The sequence below is a fragment of the Bradyrhizobium sp. AUGA SZCCT0158 genome, from assembly GCF_018130065.1.
GTDB lineage: Bacteria > Pseudomonadota > Alphaproteobacteria > Rhizobiales > Xanthobacteraceae > Bradyrhizobium.
This window is the reverse complement of sequence record NZ_JAFCME010000004.1, coordinates 157,525-172,095: the sequence shown is the minus strand read 5'-3', so window position 1 is coordinate 172,095 and position 14,571 is coordinate 157,525. Positions and strand designations below refer to the sequence as shown.

General features: G+C 63.1%; 13 protein-coding genes. 9 read left to right on the top strand and 4 right to left on the bottom strand.

The window, feature by feature from the left end; all coding sequences use genetic code 11:
* Positions 1-47: 47 nt before the first annotated feature.
* Together JQ574_RS07545 and JQ574_RS07540 are read right to left on the bottom strand one after the other, a co-directional pair.
* Entirely contained in the window at positions 48-662 is a 615-nt protein-coding gene (locus JQ574_RS07545; protein WP_212207861.1) for a TetR/AcrR family transcriptional regulator, read from the bottom strand.
* A 66-nt stretch (positions 663-728) separates the two neighbouring features.
* Positions 729-1,268 carry a PaaI family thioesterase gene (locus JQ574_RS07540; RefSeq protein ID WP_212207860.1) on the bottom strand — a complete coding sequence of 180 codons (540 nt, stop codon included), beginning with the start codon at positions 1,266-1,268 and terminating at the stop codon, positions 729-731.
* Positions 1,269-1,426: 158 nt separating this feature from the next.
* On the opposite strand from JQ574_RS07540, the gene JQ574_RS07535 reads away from it, so the two are divergent.
* From JQ574_RS07535 to JQ574_RS07510, 6 genes are all read left to right on the top strand, one after another.
* Positions 1,427-2,197, top strand: coding sequence for an enoyl-CoA hydratase (locus JQ574_RS07535; protein WP_212207859.1), 771 nt, complete (start codon positions 1,427-1,429; stop codon positions 2,195-2,197).
* Positions 2,198-2,211: 14 nt separating this feature from the next.
* Positions 2,212-3,378, top strand: coding sequence for an N-methyl-L-tryptophan oxidase (solA, locus tag JQ574_RS07530; protein WP_212207858.1), 1,167 nt, complete (start codon positions 2,212-2,214; stop codon positions 3,376-3,378).
* A gap of 104 nt (positions 3,379-3,482) precedes the next feature.
* On the top strand, positions 3,483-5,153 hold the full coding sequence (locus tag JQ574_RS07525; RefSeq protein ID WP_212207857.1) for an FAD-dependent monooxygenase: 1,671 nt from the start codon (positions 3,483-3,485) through the stop codon (positions 5,151-5,153).
* Positions 5,150-5,335 carry a DUF2783 domain-containing protein gene (locus JQ574_RS07520; RefSeq protein ID WP_192739698.1) on the top strand — a complete coding sequence of 62 codons (186 nt, stop codon included), beginning with the start codon at positions 5,150-5,152 and terminating at the stop codon, positions 5,333-5,335. The genes JQ574_RS07525 and JQ574_RS07520 overlap by 4 nt, the downstream gene beginning before the upstream one ends.
* A gap of 175 nt (positions 5,336-5,510) precedes the next feature.
* Complete coding sequence (locus tag JQ574_RS07515; RefSeq protein ID WP_212207856.1) at positions 5,511-6,704, top strand: acetyl-CoA C-acyltransferase; 1,194 nt, start codon at positions 5,511-5,513, stop codon at positions 6,702-6,704.
* A gap of 65 nt (positions 6,705-6,769) precedes the next feature.
* Complete coding sequence (locus JQ574_RS07510) at positions 6,770-8,068, top strand: MFS transporter (protein WP_212207855.1); 1,299 nt, start codon at positions 6,770-6,772, stop codon at positions 8,066-8,068.
* 230 nt (positions 8,069-8,298) lie between these two features.
* Here the strand turns inward: JQ574_RS07510 and JQ574_RS07505 are convergent, their stop codons facing one another.
* Complete coding sequence (locus JQ574_RS07505; RefSeq protein WP_212207854.1) at positions 8,299-9,858, bottom strand: acyl-CoA carboxylase subunit beta; 1,560 nt, start codon at positions 9,856-9,858, stop codon at positions 8,299-8,301.
* Positions 9,788-10,765, bottom strand: a complete 978-nt coding sequence (locus tag JQ574_RS07500; protein ID WP_212383432.1) for an IclR family transcriptional regulator — start codon at positions 10,763-10,765, stop codon at positions 9,788-9,790. The genes JQ574_RS07505 and JQ574_RS07500 overlap by 71 nt, the downstream gene beginning before the upstream one ends.
* 130 nt (positions 10,766-10,895) lie before the next feature.
* Here JQ574_RS07500 and JQ574_RS07495 point away from each other — a divergent pair, with 130 nt between their 5' ends.
* The 3 genes from JQ574_RS07495 (at position 10,896) to JQ574_RS07485 (ending at position 14,560) form a co-directional block, all read left to right on the top strand.
* On the top strand, positions 10,896-11,117 hold the full coding sequence (locus tag JQ574_RS07495; RefSeq protein ID WP_192739703.1) for an acetyl-CoA carboxylase biotin carboxyl carrier protein subunit: 222 nt from the start codon (positions 10,896-10,898) through the stop codon (positions 11,115-11,117).
* Positions 11,118-11,275: 158 nt separating this feature from the next.
* A complete protein-coding gene (locus JQ574_RS07490; RefSeq protein ID WP_212207852.1) occupies positions 11,276-12,439 on the top strand; it encodes a TAXI family TRAP transporter solute-binding subunit in 1,164 nt (387 codons plus the stop codon).
* Positions 12,440-12,484: 45 nt separating this feature from the next.
* Positions 12,485-14,560, top strand: coding sequence for a TRAP transporter permease (locus JQ574_RS07485; protein ID WP_212207851.1), 2,076 nt, complete (start codon positions 12,485-12,487; stop codon positions 14,558-14,560).
* Positions 14,561-14,571: the final 11 nt, after the last annotated feature.

Here is a 14,571-nt window from a genome sequence, read left to right as displayed (position 1 = left end):
GTATGGGTCCCGGCTCAAGGCCGGGACGACGGCGGTGGGTGACGCTGCTAATTCGCCGCGGCCTTCTTCGCGGCCGGTTTCGCCGCCGCAGCGCGGCTCACCACGGCCTCGCGCCCGGCGGCGAGGATCTCGTCGGAAAACTCGCCATTGCCGGCGATCCGCGAGAGCACCAGCGTGCCCATCATGGTCGCGAGCGCCGCCACCGCCTGCTTGCGCGCGACTTTGCGCGGGACGTCGAGAATCTGATCGGCCATCATGTCGATCATCGCTTCCAGCTTGGCGGCAAAGGCTTTTCGCGTCTTCGCGCTCTCACGCGCGATCTCGGCGCCGAGCGTCGGAATCGCGCAGCCATGGCCGGGATCGTCGCGATGAACAGGCGTCAGATAACTCTCGACGATGGTTGCGAGACGCTTGTCCGGCGGGGTCTCGTCGGCGACCTTGCGCCAGCGCTCGGTCGAACGGTCCATCGCATAGGCAAAGGCTTCGATGACAAGCGCCTCGCGGGAATCGAAATGGGCGTAGAAGCCGCCATGGGTCAGGCCAGCCTCCTTCATCAGGTCGGCGACGCCGATGCCATGCGCGCCCTTTTCGCGAAGCCGTACTGAGGCCTTCTTCACGATCCGCGCGTGGGTTTCCTGCTTGTGCTCCTTCGAATAGCGCATCGCAATTCCTGAACCATTAGATGTTTGCAGTCATATAATAGCAGTTGCACGCGAAAAAAGCTGCATCTATTTCGTCTTAGGACCCTCGCCGATCATCGAGAAGGTGGCGGTCGCGTGCACTGCAAGATTGCCGGCGCCGTCGCGGACAAAGCCTTCGGTATAGCTGGTCTGGCGGCCGAGTTTTATGATTTTGCCTTCGGCCGAGATCTTGCCCGACTTGACCGAGAGCGGCCGCAGATAGGTCAGCTTGAGATCGAGCGTCACCGCACCCTGCCCGGCCGGCAGCATGGTCGAGATCGCGCAGCCCATGGCGGTATCGAGCAGAGCTGCCGCGGTCGCGCCGTGCAACAGACCGATGGTATTTTCCAGGCTTTCATGCGGTTCGAGTTCCATCACGATCCGCCCCGGTTCGGCAGTGCGAAGTCGGAAATCGATCAGGCGGGCCATCGGCGGTTCCGGCAGGATACCGTCGCGGATCGCGCACATCGCCTCCATGCCCGTCATCCCGGCGGCAGCCTTCGCGGCCGGCCCCGGCGCCTGCCAATCGACCACGCGCTCCCGGCGCATGGCTGAAGAAAACAGGTCGGCGGATTCTATCGCGCTCATGGCGGCTCCTTTTAGATTACGATCGTCATATTACACCGACAGGCTTCGCCGCGCAACGCCCCTCGCCTGCCAGCCCTTGACAATACAGCGCATTGTCCGGGAAGTGGCGCAAACCGTGCCACTGAACCCAAAAAACCAAGACCAACAGAGAAAATCAGATGGAAATGCTCAATCCCCATTGCGGCATCGACCGCGATTCCCGCGGCGTGGTGCGGCTGTCGATCTGCAATGCAGGCTCGCTGAACATCCTGAGTTCCGCCGTCACATCAGGCGTGCGCGAAGGCTTTGAGAAACTCGCCTCCGATCGGACCATTCGCGCGGTGATCCTGGCCGGTCAGAGCGAGAAAAGCATGATCGGCGGCGCCGACATCAAGGAGATGGCAAAGCTCGACCAGAAATCCGCCGAAGCCTTCATCACGCGGCTCCGCGATCTCTGCGAAGCCGTGCGCCAATTTCCGGCGCCCGTGATCGCGCGGCTACCCGGCTGGTGCCTTGGCGGCGGGCTGGAGGTCGCGGCCGCCTGCGATTTCCGGATTGCTGCGCACGACGCTCATTTCGGCATGCCCGAGGTCAAGGTCGGCATTCCCTCGGTGATCCACGCCGCGCTCTTGCCGCGGCTGATCGGCTGGGGCCGCGCCCGCTGGCTGGTGATGACCGCGGAGAATATCGATGCCCCGACGGCGCTGGCGTGGGGGCTGGTCGACAAGGTCGCGCCGGCGGGCGGCCTCGATGACGCGGTCGAGCATACGGTCAAGGCGCTGCTCGAATGCGGCCCCGAGGCGCTGCGTTCGCAGAAGGCACTGCTGCGGCAATGGGAAGAACTGCCGCTCAAGGAGTCCGTCAATCTCAGCGTCGGCGTGTTCGGGCAATCCTTCCTGACCGGCGAACCGCAGCGGATGATGCAGGGCTTCCTCGATCGGAAGCGATAGCCGCAGGAGAAGAAATGGAAAGGTCGTTCGACGCGATCGTACTCGGTTTGGGGGCAATGGGCTCCGCTGCAACCTACCAGTTGGCCAGTCGAGGCGCCTCGGTTCTCGGGATCGATCAGCTCAAGCCGCCTCATGAGCTGGGTTCGACGCACGGCGATACCCGCATTACGCGCATCGCCTGCGGCGAGGGTCCCGAGTACTCGCCATTTGCCAAGCGGTCGCACGAGATATGGCGCGACATCGAAAGCCGGACCGGTCGGGATCTTTTCATCCAAAATGGACTGCTGGTGATCTCCGGCAAGGGCCAGCGTGCCGCCGGACATGAGAATCCGGAATTCCTCAAGACCACAGTGGCAGCGGCCGACGAGGCCAAGATCAACTACGAAATTCTGGATGGCAAAACGATCAGACAGCGTTTTCCCGCCTTCAATGTCAACGACGACGATGAAGCCTATTTCGACGAGGTCAGCGGCTTTGTTCGACCTGAGTCATGCATCGAGGCACAGCTTCAACTCGCGGCCACCTCGGGCGCCATGCTGCGCTTCTACGAGAAGGTGCTGAAATTCGAATCCGATGGCGACGGCGTGCAGGTAGCGACAGGCGTCAGCACCTATCGCGCCAGGAAACTCATCATAACCGCCGGCCCATGGATTAACCAGGTAATAGGCGTTGATCGGCAATTCAGCATAACGCGGCAGGTGCTTTATTGGTTTGGCCTGAAAAACCAGCACCGATACCCGGAATTTCTTCCAGCGCGATTTCCAGTGTACATCTGGCAACTTCCGGCACCCCAGAGCATCTACGGCTTTCCATTGATTGGCCACCCCGAACAGGGGGTGAAGATCGCCACCGAGCAGTATGAGAATACGACGACGCCCGACACGGTTCGCCGGAGCGTTGGTCCGGACGAAATCACTGGGATGTTCAGAACCTATGTCGGGCCGTTCTTCCCTGGCCTCGACGAAAATTGCGTGAAGACCAAGGTGTGCCTTTACACCTGTGTGAAGAACGCCCGGTTCATCATTGATCATCACCCCGACATGAAGAACGTCATCATCGCCTCGCCGTGCTCGGGGCACGGGTTCAAGCATTCCGCCGCTGTCGGGGAAACCCTTGCCCAGATGGCGCTTGGTCAATCACATCTGGACGTCAGCAAGTTCTCGTTTTCAGGCCCTATCTGAGATCCCGGCGCCCTTCGCTGCAAAAACATGCTGCCTTGCCATCCCGCCTCTTTCAAGCTGTAGTCGGCGTGACCAAGGAACCGGATGAACAAAGCGGGAAACGCATGAGACCTGCCGGCAAGGGGCCGCTGGATTCGCTCTACTTCCACTATCCGATCTTTCCGGCGCGGCGCGTGCCCGAACTGGATGGCGTGACCGTTCGTCATCCCGTTGCGATCGTCGGCGCCGGCCCGATCGGGATGACGGCAGCGCTGGTGCTGGCGCGGTACGGCGTTCGCAGCGTGCTGATCGATCGCAAGGACACTTTTAACGACGGCAGCCGGGCGCTCTGCATCGCGCGGCCGAGCATGCATATCCTGGAGCGGATCGGCGCGGTGGCGCCCTTCCTCCAGAAATCACTGGGCTGGCGCTACGGCCGCAGCTACTACCGCGGCGAACAGATCTTTCGGCTCGAGATGCCGCATCCGCCGAATGAAAAATATCTGCCGATGTACAATCTGCAGCAGCAATATATCGAGCAATATCTGCATGACGCGGTGACGGCCTGCGACCTCATCGACATGCGCTGGCAGAGCGAGCTTTCCGACATCCAGCCGGACGCGGATGGCGTTTCGATCGGTGTCACCTCGCCCGCCGGCAACTACCGCCTCGACGCTGAGTATGTTCTCGCTGCCGACGGCGCGCGCTCGCCGATCCGCTCCCAGCTTGGGCTGCGGATGAAGGGCGACAATTACGAAGGCCGCTACGTGATCGCGGATATCCGCATGGATCACGATTTCCCGACCGAACGCCGCGCCTTCTTCGAGCCGAGCGGCAATCCCGGCGGCACGGTGCTGATCCACAAGCAGCCGGAAAGGATCTGGCGCGTCGACTACCAGCTTCGCGAAGGCGAAAGCGAACAGGAAGCGATGCGCGAGGAAAACATCCGCGCGCGCGTCGGCGCCATCCTTGGTGATATCGGCCACGACAGACCGTGGGAGCTGGAATGGTGGAGTGTCTATTCCGCCAACACATTGTGCCTCGACGACTACCGGCATGGCCGGATGTTCTTCATCGGCGACGCCGCGCATATCGTGCCGATTTTTGGCGTGCGCGGCCTCAACAACGGCCTCGCGGATTCCGAAAATCTCGGCTGGAAGCTGGCGCTCGTCCTCAACGGCGAGGCGGATGAAGCCCTGCTCGACAGCTATTCGCCGGAGCGCCGCGGCGCCACGCTCGATGTGTTTGCCAACGCCACCAAGAGCACGCGCTTCATGACGCCGCCGACGCGCGGCTGGCGGCTGGCGCGTGAGGCGGCGCTGTCGCTGAGCCTGAAGCACGAATTTCCGCGCGGCCTCGCCAATCCAAGGCAGATGCAGCCCTACACTTATTCTGAAAGCCCGCTGACGCCTTATGCCATCAGAGATGCCGAGTTTACGGGTGGCCCCGCCTGCGGCAGCGTTGCGCCGAACGCGAAGCTTCCCGACGGTAGTCATTTGCTGGATCAGGCCGGCATTGGCCTGACTGCCATCCTGTTCTGCCGGGGCGCGCCGTCCACCGACGACATCATGCTCCTCGACCGGCTTCGCAATACGGACAAGCGCCTTGCGGCGCTCTTGATCGGAACCAGTCACGTCAGCGATGCCGACGGCGAGATCGCTCGCCTGTACGCGGCGGCTCCCGGCACGCTTTATCTGCTGCGTCCCGACCTGCATGTCGCCGGGCGATGGAAAACGATCGCCGCAAACGAGGTGCTGCGGACCGCCGCCCTGTGTCTCGGGAGGGCCAGAGCATGAGCACGATGCCATCAGCGGATTTCGAAACCGCCTATGAGACGCTCGCAACGGCCATCGATTCGGCCGGGCCCGAGCGCGAGGCGCTGTTCCTGACCCGGCTGGCGCTGGTGCTCGGGCATGAACTCGGCGACATCGCCGTCTTCCAGAACGCGATCCGGACGGCGCTCGACGGGCTGGAATAGCGCGACGCCGCTCCACATCTCCTGCCCGATCACCGGATCAATTCAGCTCATCCGATCGCGAGATTTTCTCATGGAATGATCCACTCATTTCCGTGAGATCATCCGTTGCAATTTTTGCAATGCATCATATGATGTTCATAATCTTATTTAACCGAACATCTCTGGGAGTTCCGCCATGGCCGCCTCCGATCCCGTCGTCATCCTGTCCGCCGCCCGCACGCCGCTTGGCCGGTTCATGGGCGAATTGTCGCCCTTCAGCGCCCACAAGCTCGGCTCGCATGTGATCGGCGCGGCGGTGGAACGCGCAAAACTGGCGCCGGAGCGGATTGACGAAGTGTTCATGGGCAACGTGCTGCCGGCCGGCCAGGGCCAGGCCCCGGCGCGCCAGGCCGCACGCGGCGCCAAGCTGCCAGATGCCACCGGCGCCACCACCGTCAACAAAGTGTGCGGATCCGGCATGAAGGCCACCATGCTGGCGCATGACATCATCAAGGCCGGTTCGGCCGAGATCGTGCTGTCCGGCGGCATGGAGAGCATGTCGAACGCGCCCTATCTGCTGAGCAAGGCGCGCGCGGGTTATCGCGCCGGCCATGACCGGATCATCGACCACATGATGATGGACGGCCTCGAAGACGCCTACGAGACCGGCCGCTCGATGGGCGATTTCGGCGAAGCCACCGCGGAAGCCTATCAGTTCACCCGCGCCGATCAGGACGCCTACGCGATCGAGACGCTGACGCGCGCCCGCAAGGCGGTCGAAGGCGGCGCGTTCAAGGCCGAGATTGTGCCGATTACCGTTAGCGAGAAGGCCGGTCCGCGCGTGATCGCCAATGACGAGCATCCGCTCAAGGTCGATCCCGCCAAAATTCCAGGGCTGAAGGCGGCATTCCGCGCCAACGGCACCATTACGCCGGCCGCCTCCTCTGCCAACGCCGACGGCGCTGCAGCGCTAATCCTGGCGCGGCGCTCGCTCGCCGATCGCGAAGGCCTGCGGGCGTTCGCCGAGATCAAGGGCCACGCCACCCACAGTCAGGAGCCGCAATGGTTCACCACGGCGCCGATCCCGGCGATCCGGAAGCTGCTCGACAAGGTCGGCTGGAGCGTCGGCGATGTCGACCTGTTCGAGATCAACGAGGCGTTTGCGGTGGTGGCGATGGCGGCGCAGCGCGACCTCGGGATTCCCCGCGAGAAGCTGAACGTCAACGGCGGCGCCTGCGCGCTCGGCCACCCGATCGGCGCCACCGGCGCTCGCCTGATCGTCACGCTGCTGCACGCGCTGGAAGCGCAGAACCTGAAGCGCGGCGTCGCGGCGCTATGCATCGGCGGCGGGGAAGCCACCGCGATCGCGGTCGAGCGCATCGTGCATTAGCGTGGCAGGATGTGCCGCTCCGACACATCCTGCCAACCGCCCCAATTGAATTTTTCAGAGGCTCAATGATTTCGAACTGGTTGTCCGCCGCCCTCGCCCGCCGCAACATTCACTATGGCTGGGCGGTGGTCGGCGTGACCTTTTTCACCGCGCTGATCTCGGCCGGCACCGTCGGCGCGCCCGGCGTCTTCATCGTGCCGCTGCAGAAGGAATTCGGCTGGAGTGCCGCCGAGATTTCCTCGGCGCTGTCGATCCGCTTCATCCTGTTCGGGCTGATGGCGCCGTTCGCGGCCGCGCTGCTCAACCGTTACGGCCTGCGCAATATGTCGCTGTTGTCGCTGCTGATCGTGGCCGCCGCGCTGATCGCTTCGCTGTTCATGACGGAAGTCTGGCACCTGATGCTGCTGTGGGGCGTCGTGATCGGCCTCGGCACCGGCATGACCGCGCTGGTGCTCGGCGCCACGATTTCGGCACGCTGGTTCGTGGCGCGACGTGGCCTCGTGGTCGGCATCCTCACCGCGAGCGTGGCGACGGGCCAGCTCGTCTTCCTGCCGCTACTCGCAACGCTGACCGAACAGTATGGCTGGCGCAACGCGCTGGCGCTGATCTGCGTGATGCTGGGCGTCGCGGCCGTTGCCGTGGCGATGATCATGCGCGATCGCCCGAGCGACCTCGGTCTGCGTCCATACGGCGATGAGGGCACCGAGCCGATCGTCTCGCCGCCGCCCAGCAATGCGCCGATCCTGGCCGCCGCGCTCGGCACCTTGCGCGACGCCTCGAAGACAAAAGTGTTCTGGATCCTGTTCGCCACCTTCTTCATCTGCGGCGCCAGCACCAACGGCCTGATCCAGGTGCACCTGATTCCGATGTGTTTCGATTACGGCATTCCGCAGGTGCAGGCCGCGAGCCTGCTTGCCGCGATGGGCATCTTCGATTTCGTCGGCACCATAGTGTCCGGCTGGCTGTCGGACCGCTACGACAATCGCTGGCTGCTGTTCTGGTATTACGGCCTGCGCGGCCTGTCGCTGCTCTTCCTCCCCTTTACGGATTTCTCGTTCTACGGCCTGTCGGTGTTCGCGGTGTTCTATGGGCTGGACTGGATCGCCACGGTGCCGCCGACGGTGCGGCTGACCGCGCAACGGTTCGGAGCGGAACGCGCCAATCTGGTGTTCGGCTGGATTTTCGCCGGCCATCAGCTGGGCGCCGGGATCGCCGCCTTCGGCGCGGGGCTATCGCGGACGGTCTATGCGACCTACGTGCCCGCCTTCTTCGTCGCCGGCGCGCTCTGCATCGTCGCGGCGCTGATCACGCTGGTGATCGCGCGGCCAGCACCGAAGCCGGCTACCGCAGTAGCAGCAGCGTAGCTTAGTACGTGATGGTGGAGCGAACGCCCACCATCATCCCGTCCTTGATGCGCTTTGACTGTGTCGGATCGTTGGGATCAGACGCGCCGCCGCCGGGATGGGCGATGTACTGCGACGCCGCAAAGCGGCGGCGAGACGGAATGAGGGGTCTGTCTCCGCGGACCCCTCATCCGCCTTCGCGTTCCGCGAAGGCACCTTCTCCCACAAGGGGAGAAGGAAGAGGCAACCACCTACGGCCTGATCGCCATGTTCTTAGCCGGCCCCGTGGTCAGGACTCGTTCCGCCAGCCGTGCGAATTCGCAGAGCAGCGAGCGCGTCTTGCGGGGATCTATCACTTCCTCGACCCAGAATTTTTCGGCCGAGCGGAACGGCGAGCGCAGCTTGTTGAGACGGTCCTCGATCTCTTTCAGCTTTGCCGCCGGATCTTCCGCGGCATCGATGTCGGCGCGATAGGCCGCTTCGATGCCGCCTTCGAGCGGCAGCGAGCCCCAATAGGCCGAGGGCCAGGCGTAGCGCATCGAGTAGCGGTTGGCCGGTTGATGCACCACGCCGGCGACACCAAAAGCGTTGCGCACGATGATGGTGCACCAGGGCACGGTGCTCTGGTTGACGGCCGCCATCGCGCGCACGCCGTGGCGGATGGTCGCCGACTTCTCGGCCTCGAGCCCGATCATGAAGCCCGGACAATCCATCAGATAGACCACCGGCAGATGGAAGGTTTCGGCGAAATCGACCCAGCGCACCACCTTCTGGCAGGCCTCAGCGGTCCACGAGCCGCCATAGTGGAAGGGATCGCTGGCGAGCAGCAGCACCGCGCGGCCTTCGAGACGCGCCAGGCCCGTGATGATCGGGCGGCCGAAATTGGCGTTGACCTCGAAGAACGAGCCCTTGTCGACGACGGCGTCGATGATCGGGCGCATCTTGTAGACCTGACGACGGTTGCGCGGCACCGCCTTCATCAGCGCTTCCTCGGCACGCTCCGGATCGTCGGCGCAGGGCGTGGTTGGCGGCAGCTCGTAGACCGATGACGGCAGATAGGACAGGAAGCGCCGGGCGCGCTCGAACGCCTCTTCCTCGGTATCGACGGCATCGTCCACGCCGCCGGCGCGGGTCTGGATGTCGGCGCCGCCCAGTTCCTGTTTGGTCAGGTCCTGGCCGAGACGCTTCACGACCGGCGGCCCCGCGACGAACATCGCCGAATTCCGGGTCATGACGGAGTAATGGCTCGCCGCCAGCCGCGCGGCGCCAAGGCCCGCGACGGAGCCGAGGCCGAGCGCCACCACCGGCACGCGCGCCATGTTCGCCGTCGTGAACCAGTACCAGCGCGTGCCGCCGACGCCGCCCGGCAGATTGGCGGCGCCTCGCGTCTCGATCGTCTTCACCGAGCCGCCGCCGCCCGAGCCTTCGATCACGCGGATGATCGGCAGGCGGAAATCATGCGCCATCTCTTCGGCCATCAACGGCTTGGCCGAGATCGAGGCGTCGGCCGAGCCGCCGCGCACGGTGAAATCGTCGCCGACGACGACCACCGGACGGCCTTCGACCTTGGCCCGGCCGAACACGCAGTTCGCGGGCGTCAGATGCTTGAGTTCGCTGTGCTCGTCATATTCGGCGATGCCGGAGATGGCGCCGATTTCGTGGAAGGACTTCTGGTCAACGATCCTGTCGATGCGCTCCCGAACGGTGAGCCGGCCCTGGTCATGCTGACGCCTGACCTTGTCAACGCCTCCCATCTCCCGCGCGAACGCTTCGCGCCGGGCGAGATCGTCGAGTTCCGGCTTCCAGTTCATTCGTATCCTCCGCCTTGATGATTTTATTCTTGTTATGCACTGACACCGGAAGCGCTTTTCTTTCCAGCCGGTTGGTGAAGATGTCGCCGTCGGCGCCCTCGAGCAGGCCGCCGAGCGCGGCTGCCAGTTCGACCATGACAGGCGCCACGTCGCGGTGCACCCGCTTTTCATCGAACATGGCGGACAACAGACCTATCGTCGTCACGACATAGGTTTGATATTGCGGCGACCACAGCGGCACAGCGCAACCGTTGATGTGCGGGCTCCAGGTACCGCAGGCCACGACATAACCGTGTTCGCGCAGATGGCGGCGATTGTCTTCGATGCGCGACCTCAGCATCCGCGCGCTATCCGGCATCTCGCGCTCCATTTCCACGATCAGCGCATCGCCGACATCGTCGTCGAGCGCCGCGGTGTAGGCGTGTCCCGCCGCCGTGCTCGCCATCGCAATGCGGCTGCCGGTGGTCTCGTGCAGGCCGAGCGCATTCGCGGCGCGGGCGAATTCGAGATAGACCAGCTGGAAACGATCGGGGATCACGAAACCTACCGTGCCCGGCAATTGCTCGGCGACATCCTGCAAGCGCAACCGGATCAGGTTGCGCAGCTGCAATCCCTTCATCATCGAGGTGCTCATCGCCACCGCGCTCGGGCCGATGCGGTACTTCTGGTCGCGCGGCAGATAGACCAGCTGACCCATCCGCGTCAGCGTGTACGTCAACCGCGACACCGTCGATCGCGGCAGACCGCAGCGGTTGGAAATTTCGAGATTGCCGAGTCGGGCTTCGTGACCCTCGAAGCACCGCAGCACATCGAACGCCCGCGACACCACCTGAATCACATCGCCCTCGCCCGCCAGATCGCTGGCGAGCATTCCCTGTTTGCTAAGCCGCTCCGAGCGTCTTCCCATATGTTGGCTCCGTTCCGCCCTGCGGAATAAAATTCCACTTGCAGATCAAGCTACCTCAGGCAATCTGCAGCCACAACAAAAAGCCGTTCGCGGGACGAAATTGTCACGTCACACGGTCCCGGAGGGTGGCATGCCAGAGATCAAGATTGTGACTGAAGTCGCCGGACGCGTGTGTGCGCTGGCCGCAGAAGCCGGAGCGAGTGTCGGTGACGGCGACGAGATTGCATTCGTCGAAGCGATGAAAATGGAAATCCCGGTAACCTCGACAATTACCGGGAAAATCAAGGCAATTCTGGTCAAGCTCGACGACGTGATCGCTGAAGGACAGGTGGTCGCGATCGTCGAAGCCTAGGCATTTCGCGTCATACTTTTGATGCGTGACGATCTGTCCGCCAGTGCAACTGGCATAATGGTGGGCGTGAACGTGCTCGGACGTTGCCATCGCAATGCTGCAATGACATCATCTCAATCATAAAAAGTTTCATCTAGCGAAACAATTTTGGAGGAAACATGACCCGTCGGCTGATGGATTTCGCGCCTGTTGCACTCGCAGGCGTCTCACTCTTGGCTTTTGGGCCGGCACTGGCCCAGGACGTCAAGCTACCGCCGACCATGACGTTCACCGCTTATGACACCGGCACCGCCGGATTCAACATTGCGGTCGCCGTCGGCAAGATGATGAAGGACAAATACGGCACCGACCTGCGGGTTCTCCCCGCAGGCAATGACGTGGCGCGCCTCGCACCCTTGCGCGCCGGTCGCGCGGCGTCGTCTGCGATGGGATCAGGCAGCTACTTCGCGCAGGAAGGCGTGTTTGAGTTCGGCTCCAAGGAATGGGGCCCGCAGGCCTTGCAACTGGTGCTGTCGTCGGTTGACTGCAACGGCGCTTCGCTCGGCGTGGCAAAGGACACCGGAGTGAAAGAGGTCAAGGACCTCAAGGGCAAGCGCGTCGGGTTTGTCGTCGGCTCGCCTGCGCTCAACCAGAACTCACTAGCGATCCTCGCGTTCGGCGACCTCAAGCAGAGCGACGTCAAGACGGTGGAATTCTCCAGCTACGGCGCGATGTGGAAGGGCTTGATCAACAACGACGTCGACGCCGCCTTCGCGACCACCATCACCGGACCGGCAAAGGAAGCCGAGACGTCGCCGCGCGGCATCGTCTGGCCGCCGCTCCCGCACAGCGACAATGCCGGCTGGGAACGCGTTCAGAAGGTCGGGTCCTTCTTCTTCCGCCATGTCGCCACCTGCGGCGCCGGCATTTCCAAGGATAAGCCGATCGAGCTCGGAAATTATCCGTACCCGATCTTTGTCACCTACGGAACGCAACCGGCCGACCAGGTCTACGCGATCACCAAGGCAATGATCACGGGCTATGACATCTACAAGGATGCCGCCGCCGGCGCGGCCGGCCTTGCGGCCGACCGTCAGACCAAGAAGTGGGCGGTGCCCGTTCATCCCGGCGCTGTGAAGGCGCTGAAGGAAGCCGGCCAGTGGAGCGACGACCAGGAGACGCATAACAACGGGTTGATCAAGCGGCAGGCCGTTCTGGCCGCAGCGTGGGCCGACTTCGGCAAATCCAGTCCGCCATCGGACGAGAAGGCTTTCCTCGATGCCTGGATGAAGGCGCGCGCCGCGGCGCTTGCCAAAGCCGGCATGCAGAACGGATTCGAGTAACCACCGTCTTTCCGATGAAGGCGAACACCATACTGGGGATTAATGATGTCACCTTCTGCAGCCAATAGCGCAGCGGCCGCTGCGCCCGCCAGGATCGAATTCGACGATCCTCATGCCGGTATCGGAAACTTACAAGAAGCCGAAGTCTCGCGCGTGCGTACGCTGCGCGGGGCTTGGCGGTGGGCGCTGATCGTCGCGACCGCGGTGACGATCCTGCTGTGCATCAACCAGCAATTCACGCTGAGATTCTTCATCGGATACACCCAACTCAACACCGAATATTTCTATCTGCTGATCGCGTTGATGTTGCCGTTCACGTTCCTGATCTTTCCGAGTTCGGAACGCTCTCCGCTCGAGCGGATCCCGTGGTATGATGTCCTGCTCTTCATCCTGACGTTTGCCTCATCCATCGTGTTGATGCGCAGCGTCCGCAAGGCGGCTGAGGCCGGTTGGGAGTTCGGTGGCGCGCCGACCATCGTTTTCGTTGCGGGACTGGTGATGTGGGCCGTGCTCATGGAGGCCCTGCGCCGCACCGGCGGCTGGAGCCTTTTGCTGAGCGTGTTGCCGTTCACGGTCTATCCGCTGTTTGCGGACGCCAAATGGCTTGGCCCCTTCAGGGGCACGCAGTCGACGCTCGAGCAGGCGACCTCCTATCACGTGCTGTCAGGTGAGAGCCTGCTCGGTATTCCGATCCAGGCGTTCGCCGATACCGTGATCGGCTTCCTGGTGTTCGGTACCGCGCTGATGATGACCGGCGCCGGGAAGTTCTTTATCAACCTGTCGTTTGCGATGTGCGGCACCTTTCGTGGCGGCGCCGCGAAGGTCTGCATCTTCGCTAGCGGCCTGCTCGGCATGATGTCTGGCTCGATCATTTCCAACGTGCTGACCGCCGGCACCATGACCATCCCGGTGATGAAGAAGAGCGGTTTTCGCGCCTCCTATGCCGCCGCGATCGAGGCTTGCGCCTCGACCGGCGCAGTGCTGGCACCGCCGGTGATGGGCGCAACCGCGTTCGTGATCGCCCAGTTCCTCAACGTCAGCTATGCCGAAGTTGCGGTCGCCGCGATCATTCCGGCGGTGCTCTACTATGCCGGCCTGTTCATGCAGGTGGACTCTTATGCCGCCCGGCATGGCCTGAAAGGCATTCCGCGCTCGGAATTGCCCAAGGTCATGGATACGATCAAGGACGGCTGGTACTACGTCTTCGTCATCGCGCTGCTGATCGTGATGCTGTTGTATTTCAAACGCGAGAGCCACGCGCCGTTCTATGCGACCGCACTGCTCCTGGTGCTGAACCAGCTGTTCTCCAAGGAGACCCGCTGGACGCTGACCACGATCAACAAATTTCTCGAGGTCAACGGACGCACTTTTGTCGAATTGGTCGGCATTCTCGCCGGCTGCGGGCTCCTGATCGGCGCGTTCTCGATGACCGGAGTGGTCTCCAGCCTCGCCAACGACCTGCTGCGGATCGCCGGCGATAATGCCTTCCTGCTGCTCGGCATGTGCGCCTTGACCAGCCTCGTTCTCGGGCTCGGGCTCACCACGACGGCCTGCTACATCTTCCTCGCCATCCTGGTGGCGCCGGCGCTGGAAAAGGTCGGCCTCAACAAGATGGCCGTGCACATGTTCATCTTCTATTGGGGCATGTTGTCGTCGATCACGCCGCCGGTGGCGATCGCCTCCTTTGCCGCGGCCGGTATAGCCGGCTCGCCGGCGATGAAAACGGGCTGGGAATCGATGTGGGTCGGCAGCATCATCTATTTCATTCCGTTCTTCTTCGTGATGAACCCCGCGCTGGTGCTGCAAGGCGCCAATCCGTACTTCGAAGGGCTTGGGTTGATGGCGCTGGCAGGCGTCGGCACGCTGTTCATCTGCGGCGGCATTCAAGGTTATCAGGCCTTCGTCGGCGACCTCAGAGGCGCCGGCACCCTGGAATGGCCGTTGCGGGTGCTGCTGGTGATCGGCGGCTTTGTGATCGCGACGCCCGGCGGCGGTATTAATCCGCTGTCGCAAATCCAGATCACGCTGCTCGGTCTCGCTATCCTGGCGCCGACGGTCCTGGCTGCGCTGTTCTTGATACGCCGCCAAAGTCTGGCGCCGAACCAGTTGCGCGCTCCGTGATTGCGCGGCAA

Bases quoted from the DNA above. Each gene is read 5' to 3' on its own strand.
- JQ574_RS07545 (WP_212207861.1), bottom strand. From the start codon at position 662: ATGCGCTATTCGAAGGAGCACAAGCAGGAAACCCACGCGCGGATCGTG.
- JQ574_RS07540 (WP_212207860.1), bottom strand. From the start codon at position 1,268: ATGAGCGCGATAGAATCCGCCGACCTGTTTTCTTCAGCCATGCGCCGG.
- JQ574_RS07535 (WP_212207859.1), top strand. From the start codon at position 1,427: ATGGAAATGCTCAATCCCCATTGCGGCATCGACCGCGATTCCCGCGGC.
- solA (WP_212207858.1), top strand. From the start codon at position 2,212: ATGGAAAGGTCGTTCGACGCGATCGTACTCGGTTTGGGGGCAATGGGC.
- JQ574_RS07525 (WP_212207857.1), top strand. From the start codon at position 3,483: ATGAGACCTGCCGGCAAGGGGCCGCTGGATTCGCTCTACTTCCACTAT.
- JQ574_RS07520 (WP_192739698.1), top strand. From the start codon at position 5,150: ATGAGCACGATGCCATCAGCGGATTTCGAAACCGCCTATGAGACGCTC.
- JQ574_RS07515 (WP_212207856.1), top strand. From the start codon at position 5,511: ATGGCCGCCTCCGATCCCGTCGTCATCCTGTCCGCCGCCCGCACGCCG.
- JQ574_RS07510 (WP_212207855.1), top strand. From the start codon at position 6,770: ATGATTTCGAACTGGTTGTCCGCCGCCCTCGCCCGCCGCAACATTCAC.
- JQ574_RS07505 (WP_212207854.1), bottom strand. From the start codon at position 9,858: ATGAACTGGAAGCCGGAACTCGACGATCTCGCCCGGCGCGAAGCGTTC.
- JQ574_RS07500 (WP_212383432.1), bottom strand. From the start codon at position 10,765: ATGGGAAGACGCTCGGAGCGGCTTAGCAAACAGGGAATGCTCGCCAGC.
- JQ574_RS07495 (WP_192739703.1), top strand. From the start codon at position 10,896: ATGCCAGAGATCAAGATTGTGACTGAAGTCGCCGGACGCGTGTGTGCG.
- JQ574_RS07490 (WP_212207852.1), top strand. From the start codon at position 11,276: ATGACCCGTCGGCTGATGGATTTCGCGCCTGTTGCACTCGCAGGCGTC.
- JQ574_RS07485 (WP_212207851.1), top strand. From the start codon at position 12,485: ATGTCACCTTCTGCAGCCAATAGCGCAGCGGCCGCTGCGCCCGCCAGG.